The sequence below is a fragment of the Stakelama flava genome, assembly GCF_019351405.1.
GTDB lineage: Bacteria > Pseudomonadota > Alphaproteobacteria > Sphingomonadales > Sphingomonadaceae > Sphingomonas > Sphingomonas flava_A.
Window position 1 is genome coordinate 70961 of record NZ_JAHWZX010000016.1, and the last position, 7618, is coordinate 78578.

At 64.4% G+C, this 7618-nt stretch carries 5 protein-coding genes; all 5 read left to right on the plus strand.

The genetic code is table 11. The annotated features are described in order from the left end of the window. Window positions 1–45 precede the first annotated feature (45 nt). The 5 genes from ptsP to ftsH all read left to right on the plus strand — a co-directional run bounded on the left by ptsP (window position 46) and on the right by ftsH (window position 7334). The gene (gene ptsP / locus KY084_RS14330) at window positions 46–2322 is read left to right on the plus strand and encodes a phosphoenolpyruvate--protein phosphotransferase (RefSeq protein ID WP_219239162.1); all 2277 of its coding nucleotides are present in this window, start codon (window positions 46–48) and stop codon (window positions 2320–2322) included. Window positions 2323–2429: 107 nt separating this feature from the next. Further along, window positions 2430–3236, plus strand: coding sequence for a helix-turn-helix domain-containing protein (locus tag KY084_RS14335; RefSeq protein WP_219239163.1), 807 nt, complete (start codon window positions 2430–2432; stop codon window positions 3234–3236). Window positions 3237–3294: 58 nt separating this feature from the next. Beyond that, complete coding sequence (locus KY084_RS14340; protein ID WP_246587195.1) at window positions 3295–4260, plus strand: tol-pal system YbgF family protein; 966 nt, start codon at window positions 3295–3297, stop codon at window positions 4258–4260. 127 nt (window positions 4261–4387) lie between these two features. Next, window positions 4388–5302: a tRNA lysidine(34) synthetase TilS gene (tilS, locus tag KY084_RS14345; RefSeq protein WP_219239164.1), complete on the plus strand. Its 915-nt coding sequence runs from the start codon at window positions 4388–4390 to the stop codon at window positions 5300–5302. Between the two features lie 64 nt (window positions 5303–5366). Further along, window positions 5367–7334, plus strand: a complete 1968-nt coding sequence (gene ftsH, locus KY084_RS14350; RefSeq protein WP_219239165.1) for an ATP-dependent zinc metalloprotease FtsH — start codon at window positions 5367–5369, stop codon at window positions 7332–7334. The last annotated feature ends 284 nt before the right edge of the window (window positions 7335–7618 follow it).

Genomic DNA, 7618 nt, shown 5'->3' on the forward strand with positions numbered 1-7618 from the left:
TCGCCGCATTGGCGCAAACCGCTGCAATCTGGTAGCGAATCATTCATGTCCGTTTCGGCCGCCGCCTCCGCTCGCGAAATACTGACCCGTCTGCACGACGTGATGGCATCGCGCAGTCCGGCGCAGTCGAAACTCAATTCGGTCGTCAATGTCATCGGCGAGGCGCTGGATAGCGAGGTCTGCTCGATCTATCTGCTGCGCGAGGGCGTGCTGGAACTGTTCGCGACCCGCGGACTGCTGGAAGAAGCGGTTCACGTCACCAAGCTGGCGCTGGGCGAAGGTCTGGTCGGCACGATCGCCCAGAATGTCGAGACACTGAACCTGGACGAAGCGGCGCGCCACCCCGATTTCGCCTATCGTCCCGAAACCGGGGAGGACCGGTTTCACAGCTTTGCCGGCGTGCCGATCATCCGCCGCGAAAAGGCGGTCGGCGTGCTTGCCGTCCAGCATGTCGATCCGCGCCCCTATGCCGATGTCGAGATCGAGGCGCTGCAGACCGTGGCGATGGTGATGAGCGAACTGATCGCCAATGCGGGACTGATCGACGAACATGGCGACAGTCACGCCCGGCCGCAATCGACCGCGTCGGCGCGACTGGCGGGATTCAAGCTGGTCGAGGGGATGGCGGCGGGCGTCGCGGTTTTCCACCAGCCGCGAATCCATATCGAATATACCGTTGCCGAAGATACCGAGGCCGAGCGCCACCGCGTCTATGCCGCGTTCGACAAGATGCGCGACCAGATCGACCGAATGTCCAGCCAGGCCGAATTCGGCGTCGGCGGCGAGCATGAGGAGGTCCTCGAGACCTATAAGATGTTCGCCTATGACGAAGGCTGGGCGCGGCGGATCAACGAAGCGATCGATTCGGGGCTGACCGCGGAGGCGGCCATCGAACGGGTGCAACAGCGCACCCGGATGCGGATGCGCGAGATCGACGACCCGCTGCTGCGCGACCGGATGCACGATCTGGAGGATCTGTCGAACCGGCTGATTCGCATCGTGTCGGGCCAGCTGGGTACCGCGGCACAGCTTGGCCTGCGCCAGGATTCGATCCTGATTGCGCGCAACCTCGGCCCTGCTGAACTGCTGGAATATGACCGGCGGCGGTTGAAAGGCGTGATCTTGGAAGAAGGATCGCTGACCGCGCATGTCACCATCGTCGCGCGCGCGATGGGCGTGCCAATGCTGGGCCGGGTGCGCGACATCCGCACGCTTATCGGCGAAGGCGACCGGTTGCTGCTCGACAGCGGCGAGGAGACGGTAGTGGTGCGCCCCACCGCCGATATGGAAGAGGCGTTCGACGCCAAGCTGATCGTCAGTCAGAAGCGGCGCGCGAAATTCGCCGAACTTCGCGGCGAAGCGCCGGTCACCGCCGACGGGCATCGCTGCACGGTGATGGTGAATGCGGGACTGCGCGACGATGTCGCCGCGCTCGACCTGACCGGCGCCGACGGCATCGGCCTGTTTCGCACCGAATTCCAGTTCCTGGTGTCCGCCACCCTGCCCCAGCGCGAGCGGCAGATGCGGCTCTACAAGGATGTGCTCGACGCCGCGGGCGATCGCCCGGTCACGTTTCGCACGGTCGATATCGGCGGCGACAAGGCGCTGCCCTATCTCGACCATGACGAGGACGATGAGGAGGAAAACCCGGCAATGGGCTGGCGCGCGCTTCGCCTCGCGCTGGAACGTGACGGGTTGATGAAGGCGCAGGCGCGCGCGCTGATCGAGGCATCGGCCGGGCGCACGCTGAACGTCATGTTCCCGATGGTGTCCGAACCATGGGAGTTCGAGGAAGCACGCGCACTGTTCGAGGCGCAGCGCGACTGGCTGGCGGGACGCGGGCGCAAGATGCCAAGCGAAATACGCTTCGGCGCGATGCTGGAGGTTCCCGCGCTTGCCGAAACGATCGACATGCTGCTGCCCAGGCTGGATTTCCTGTCGATCGGAACCAACGACCTGACCCAGTTCCTGTTCGCCGCCGACCGCGCCCATCCCAAGCTGGCACTGCGCTATGACTGGCTGAGCCCCGCGATATTGCGTTTCGTACGCCGGATCGTGCGGCTGGCCAACGCGGCGGGCGTGCCGGTGGCGGTATGCGGCGAAATGGGCGGTCGGCCGATCGAATGCATGGCGTTGCTTGGGGTGGGTATCGACCGGGTGTCGATTACCCCCGCCGCGGTCGGCCCGATCAAGGCGATGATCCGGTCGCTCGATCGCGAAAAGCTGATGGCGTATATGGCACAGCATCTGGAACACCCGCCGCGCAGCCTGCGCGGGCAGCTTACCGAGTGGGCGGCGGCCAACGGCGTCGAACTGGCCTGATTTACCGTCAATATGCTGAACGCCGCCGTTGACAGCGCGGCATAGCTGTTGGACATCCGGGAGACATAAAGCCGCCCGCGGTTAACCCAAATTTCGCCGGAGTAGATATGGCAGATACCGAGCGCAGCGAGGACGCGCAGCTTTTCCCCCGCAATGTCGGGGAGCGGCTTCGTGAAGCCCGCGAAGCGCAGGGGATGCAACTGACGCAGGTGGCGGACGCGACGCGCATCCCGCTCCGGCATCTGGAAAGCATCGAATCCGCCCAATATTCCAACCTCCCCTCGCCCACCTATGCGATGGGGTTCGCGCGCGCCTATGCCCGGGTGGTCGGCGCGGACGAAGTGGCGATCGCCAACGATCTTCGCGGCGAACTGGACGCGAACTATCATCGCGAACCGCCCAGCATGCCCTATGACACGTCGGACCCGGTGCGCGTGCCGACGGGCGGCATCGCCTTTGCCGGACTGGCCGTCGCGATTCTGGTGCTGATCGGCGTCGGCATCTGGTACGGGACAAGCTGGTTCCGCAGCGACGACGCGCCGCCCGAACCGATCGTCGCGGCCACCCCCGCCGCTACGCCGTCCGCCGCCCCGAAGCAAAGCGTAGCGGTGCCGCAAAGCGGTGGCCAGGTTACGCTGACCGCCGATGATGAGGTATGGGTGCGCATCTATGACGCGAACGACCGGACGCTGCTGATGAAGACGATGCAGCCGGGCGAAAGCTATGACGTGCCGCAGGATGCCGACCGGCCGATGATCAATGTCGGGCGTCCCGACCAGATCAAGGTGACGATCAACGGCGCCCAGGTCGCGCCGCTGGGCACCGGCGAGCGGGCGATCAAGGATGTCGGCGTTTCGGCAGAGGCGCTGCGCGCGCGCGCCGGGCAGCAGAACGCGGCGACGCCGGCGGAGTAAGACGCGCGACAGCGAAATCGCTGTCCGCTATGCATTGCGAAGGAAAATACGCTTGGGAATGGTGACGATGCGGGTGATGTTGGCGGCGGTGCTGTTGAGCACCGGTCTGGGCTGGGCGGGCAGCGCAAGCGCGCAAAGCGCGCTGGACAGCCGGGTCGACCGGCTGGAACGCGAGATGAAGGCGGTTCAGCGAAAGGTCTTTCCCGGCGGTTCTGATCAGTATTTCACCCCCGAAATCACCCCGCAGCAGCAGCCGCAGGCCGTACCGGGCACCCCCGCCAGCGATCCCGTCATCGCATTGGAGGCGCGGGTAAGCGCGCTGGAAAAGCAGGTCGCGAGCATGACCGGCCAGGTTGAACAAACGCAATATCGCGTTCAGCAGGCGGAGGAATCGTTCGCCGCGTACAAGAAGGCAACCGATGCCCGGTTGCGAGCACTTGAGGGCGGCGGACCCGGCCTCGGCTCCGCAGGCGGCGCCCCGATCGACGATATGGGCGCAGGTGCGGACGATGGCCGCTCCACTTCCTCTTTTCCGTCATCGGGCAATTCCGCCGCCGACAGCCCCGCCGCGAAGCCCGCCGCGACCGGCGCGCGTGCCGACAAGCTCGCTGCGATCGACAAGCCAAGCACCGGCGACCCCGCGGACGATGCCTATGTCTATGGCTATCGCCTGTGGGATGCAGGCCTGTATCCGGAAGCCGAAGCACAGTTGAAATCGGTGGTGAAGAAATATCCCGATCATCGCCGCGCAAGCTGGGCGCAGAACCTGCTGGGCCGCGCCTATCTGGATGAAGGCAAGCCGAGCCTCGCCTCGATCGCCTTTTACGACAATTACAAAAAGATGCCGAATGGCGAACGCGCGCCCGACAGCCTGTTCTATCTGGGCAAGGCGCTGATCGAACTTAAAAAGCCAAAGGACGCCTGTCAGGTCTATGCCGAGCTGACCGATGTATATGGGTCAAAGATTTCCGCCGAAATGACGGCCAAGGTCCAGCAGGCGCGCGATACCGCCAAATGCCAGTGAGGTTGCGCATCGCAGGGCCGGCTCGGATCGACCGGGGGGCGTCATAGACCCGGCGACATCCACCCGGTTTCGCCACGATCTGGAGGCGATCACCGCGCGACCGCCGGACGCGCTTTCGCCGCTGGGGGTGGCGATATCGGGCGGGGGCGACAGCCTGGCGCTGTTGCTGATGGCCGCCGCCGCCTATCCCGGAAACGTCGCCGCCGTGACCGTCGATCATGGCCTGCGCCCCGAATCGGCAGCAGAGGCGCAAAAAGTCGCGACGATCTGCGCGACGCTGAACGTGCCGCATGCCGTCGTCACGCTGCGCGCGCCGCCGCCCGGTCGCGGCAACATCCCCCAATGGGCACGCGAGCAGCGCTATGCCGTGCTGGCCGACTGGGCCGGTTATGGTGGCGACCGGCGACGGCACTGGGTCGCCGTCGCCCATCAGCAGGACGATGTCGCCGAGGGATTTCTGATGCGCGCGCGGCGCGGGGCGGGTGTCGCCGGAATGGCAATGATGGTGCCCGAACGTGCACTGTCCGACCGGCGCGGGTCGGCGCGACTGATCCGGCCGTTGCTGGGATGGCGACGCAGCGAACTGGCCGCGATCGTCGCCGAAGCGGGACTGGATCCGGTGACCGATCCGGGCAATCACGACCCCAGATATGACCGGGCGCGGATTCGCGCGCTGATCGCGACGAACGACGAACTGCCCGCCGACCGGCTTGCCATGGCGGCACGCAACCTGCGCGACGCCGAAACCGCGCTCGACTGGGCGGCGGAAAACGCCTGGCGCGACCGCAGCGCGATCGAGCGGCATGAGGCGGTCTCACTCGATATGGGCGAACTTCCGCACGAAATACGCCGGCGGCTGTCATTTCGCGCTATAGAGTATTTGCGGCGCGAAGCAGGCCTGACCGAAATATGGAAGGGAAGCGGGCTGGACCGGCTGGTCACCGCACTGGAGGATGGGCAGGCGGGAACGCTTGCCGGAATAGCCGCGCGGCCGGGGCGCCGCTGGCTGTTCCGCGTGGCCCCGCCGCGCCAATCACACTGATCGGCTTTGTTCCATTGCCATTAACATGCGCCCGCCTATCTTGGGTCGTGAAAGGTACCGATTCATGAACGACAATGACAAGCAGCCGGGCGGCCCGGAAAACGGCGGCGGCGGCAACCCCTGGATGAAAAGCCTGCTGATCTGGGTCGGCATCCTGGTGGGTCTGGCGCTGTTCGTAACGGTGCTGAACGGCCATTCGGGCCAGTCGGCGAATACCAGCGTTTCCTATTCGGCGTTCCTCGACAAGGTCGAGAACGGCCAGGTGAAGGACGTCAACGTTTCCGAAGACGTGGTGACCGGCACGCTGAAATCGGGCGAGACGTTCAAGACCAATGCCCCCAACGATCCGCAACTGATCCAGACGCTTCGCCAGTCGGGCGTCGAAATCAACGCGAAACCGACCGAAAGCCCGTCGATCTGGCTGTACCTGCTGTACCAGTCGCTGCCCTTCCTGCTGTTTCTCGGTATCGCGTTCTTCGTGCTTCGCCAGATGCAGAAGAATTCGGGATCGGGCGCGATGGGATTCGGCAAGTCCAAGGCCAAGATGCTGACCCAGAAGGAAGGCAAGGTCACGTTCGAGGACGTGGCGGGCATCGACGAAGCGCGGGAGGAATTGCAGGAAATCGTCGAGTTCCTGAAAGACCCGACCAAATTCGCCAAGCTGGGCGGCAAAATTCCGAAGGGCGCGCTGCTCGTCGGGTCGCCGGGTACGGGCAAGACGCTGCTCGCCCGTGCGATCGCGGGTGAAGCGGGCGTTCCATTCTTCACCATTTCGGGTTCGGATTTCGTCGAAATGTTCGTCGGTGTGGGCGCAAGCCGCGTGCGCGACATGTTCGAGCAGGCGAAAAAGGCCGCGCCATGCATCGTCTTCATCGACGAAATCGACGCGGTCGGTCGGCATCGTGGCGCCGGCCTTGGCAACGGCAATGACGAGCGCGAACAGACGCTGAACCAGCTTCTGGTCGAAATGGACGGGTTCGAGGCTAATGAGGGCATCATCATCGTCGCGGCGACCAACCGCCCCGACGTGCTCGACCCCGCGCTGCTGCGCCCCGGTCGCTTCGATCGTCAGGTCGTGGTGCCCCGCCCCGATATCGACGGGCGGGTGAAGATCCTTGAAGTCCATATGAAGAAGGTGCCGCTGGCCCCCGATGTCGATGCACGGGTCATCGCGCGCGGCACGCCGGGCTTTTCGGGTGCCGATCTTGCCAATCTGGTCAACGAGGCGGCGCTGGTCGCGGCGCGGCGCGGCAAGCGCCTGGTCGCAATGAGCGAGTTCGAGGAGGCCAAGGACAAGGTCATGATGGGCTCCGAGCGGCGCTCTATGGTCATGACCGACGATGAAAAGCGGATGACCGCCTATCACGAAGCGGGCCATGCCGTCGTTGCGCTGCACGAACCCGCGTCCGATCCGATCCACAAGGCGACGATCATCCCGCGCGGCCGTGCGCTGGGCATGGTCATGCGGCTGCCCGAGCGCGACAGCTACAGCTATCATCGCGACAAGATGTACGCGAACCTGGCAGTTTCGATGGGCGGGCGAATCGCCGAAGAGCTGATCTTCGGCTATGACAAGGTGTCGAGCGGCGCGAGCGGCGATATTCAGTACGCCACCAAGCTGGCGCGCGACATGGTCACCAAATGGGGTATGTCCGACAAGCTGGGGCCGCTGATGTATTCGGAAGGCGAAGAGGAAGTGTTCCTGGGCTATTCGCGCCAGCAGAACAGTTCGATGTCGGACGAAACCGCCAAGGCGATCGACAGCGAGATCCGCCGCATCGTCGAACAGGGCTATGACCGCGCCAAGGACGTTCTGAACGAACATATCGATCAGTTGCACACGCTGGCCGGCGCGATGCTGGATTACGAGACGCTTTCGGGCGACGAGATCAAGCGTTTGATCGCGGGCGAGGATATCGGTCGCGACGTCATAAGCCCGGAAAAGAAGAACGTCCCGCTGGGCGGAACGTCGATCCCCAAGACCAAGCGGCCCAAGGGTCCATTCGGATCGGGTTCGCCGCAACCCGCCTGATCGTGCGAAGTGCGAGAAAAAAGAGGCCCTTCCGGTGCGACCGGGAGGGCCTTTTTCATGGGCGGCGTAGCGGTGACGCGCTTAGACAGGGTGGACAAATTCAATCAGGGTGTTCGACGTCTGCTATTCGGGGTGACGGCAGAAAAGCATCCTTTCCGGAATCGCCCCAGATGACGTCATTCGCGACGGCTTTTCACCTTGCTGGAAACGTCGCGGCCGCTGTCGCATAACCTGTGACGACGCGGCGAATGATTCGATCTGCCAAATCCCGTCGTCGCTGTGAC

Bases quoted from the DNA above. Each gene is read 5' to 3' on its own strand.
- ptsP (WP_219239162.1), top strand. From the start codon at position 46: ATGTCCGTTTCGGCCGCCGCCTCCGCTCGCGAAATACTGACCCGTCTG.
- KY084_RS14335 (WP_219239163.1), top strand. From the start codon at position 2,430: ATGGCAGATACCGAGCGCAGCGAGGACGCGCAGCTTTTCCCCCGCAAT.
- KY084_RS14340 (WP_246587195.1), top strand. From the start codon at position 3,295: ATGGTGACGATGCGGGTGATGTTGGCGGCGGTGCTGTTGAGCACCGGT.
- ftsH (WP_219239165.1), top strand. From the start codon at position 5,367: ATGAACGACAATGACAAGCAGCCGGGCGGCCCGGAAAACGGCGGCGGC.